The 1,485-nt window shown below is 46.0% G+C and carries 2 protein-coding genes; one reads left to right on the forward strand and one right to left on the reverse strand.

What is annotated here, in order from left to right:
* The coding region (locus tag R7070_RS25030) for a hypothetical protein (RefSeq protein WP_318141374.1) at positions 1-478 on the forward strand (478 nt) is incomplete at its 5' end.
* Positions 479-667: 189 nt separating this feature from the next.
* Here R7070_RS25030 and yddG read toward each other — a convergent pair.
* Positions 668-1,485: aromatic amino acid DMT transporter YddG (yddG, locus tag R7070_RS25035; RefSeq protein ID WP_318141375.1), on the reverse strand; the 818-nt coding region annotated here is incomplete at its 5' end.

Genomic DNA, 1,485 nt, shown 5'->3' on the forward strand with positions numbered 1-1,485 from the left:
TGTCGACCAAGGAGAAGAGACCGAAGTCGCTACGTGTGACTTTTACATCGTAGATTTATCCAGAGCCTCGAGTACTATCAGCTGTCATAAATTATTGAACATTAACGCCAGCATTGCCCACTTTATCCAAATTCTTGATGATGATTACTTGCTAAAAGAAAGCATCGCAAAACGTAACGAAACAATGCGTTGGGGAATCTGCCCAGAACCAGATCGCCTCATAGTGATTCACGAACTAAAGGTAAAGAAAGAGCATCGAGGAAATAAGTATTCCAAAGCCTTAATTGAGGACTTTATTGAACGCTTTACATCGATTTACGACATCATCGGTCTAAAGGCGCTTCCTTTAGAAGATCGCTCAGAGGAAAGCGTAGAAGCGCTTAAAAGCTATTACTCAAAGATAGGCTTTAAGGACGTTGGTATTGATGATTTGATGCTCTGGCCAGCGTTAGAAGAACCAAACTGGAACGAAGCCTAAGTTAGACATCGCATCTCATGATGCGACTTACCTTCCCACACCTATCTCAGCTTGGTGACTGATGCTTACTCTAAGAAAATGATTGGTGACCTGTCGATAACACGATGACGGCTCAAGCAGGCCTCCATCAACACCGACAAGAACCGGAGAAGCCACAAACCAGTCATTAATCACTCAGATAATGTGGGTTTAACCAGCAGCTTCTCGCTTCTCTTTTGTTACCAACCAACACAAGAGTGACCCAACCGTCACCATAATAACGCCTTGCCAGAAACCGTTGCTCAACGTCACACCAAGGATAAGCGACGAAAACAGCGCAGAGAAAATCGGCGTGAAGTAAGACAAAGTCGCCAAAAAGACCATGTTCCCGCCAACAATGGCGATGTTCCATAAGCCATAACCACCCGCCATCAACGCTGCCGATGCGAACAGATATCCAAGAGCTGACCATGAGAACGTCATTGTAGGCTCATCCGCAAATGCGTACTTCACCCAAAGCGAAACCGCCGTTGCGATAAAAAACAACGTGATCGCATTGTGCTTCGATTGCTGTCGCTGTGTGAGATTACAATAAACCGCCCAAATCACCGCGCCAGTGAACGCCATGAAGTACACCAGCGGATTGCTGCTTACGTTCGAGATGATTTGTGTCGGGGATAAACCGTTATCGCCGCTCACCGTCCAAGCCACACCAATAAACGCGAGGGTTACTGCTGGATACAACAGCCAATTTGGCTTTTTGTTGCTACCCAACACTGCAAACAACACCGTCAGTGCGGGCCATAAATAGTTGACGATAGATACCTCAATCGCTTGAGCTCGCGAATTCGAATACCCAAGAGCAAGCGCAAGAAAGATCTCATAGCAAACAAACATTGCGCCGCCAACTATCAGATACTTCGGAGAAAAGTAAGACAACTTTGGGATGCCCACCACAATCAATAAAAAGATTGAACTTAGCGAATACAACATCGCCGCCCCACCTACTGGCCCTAAACTTTCGGTTA

This window comes from Vibrio sp. 1557 (genome assembly GCF_033340175.1).
GTDB classification, from domain to species: Bacteria; Pseudomonadota; Gammaproteobacteria; order Enterobacterales; family Vibrionaceae; genus Vibrio; species Vibrio alginolyticus.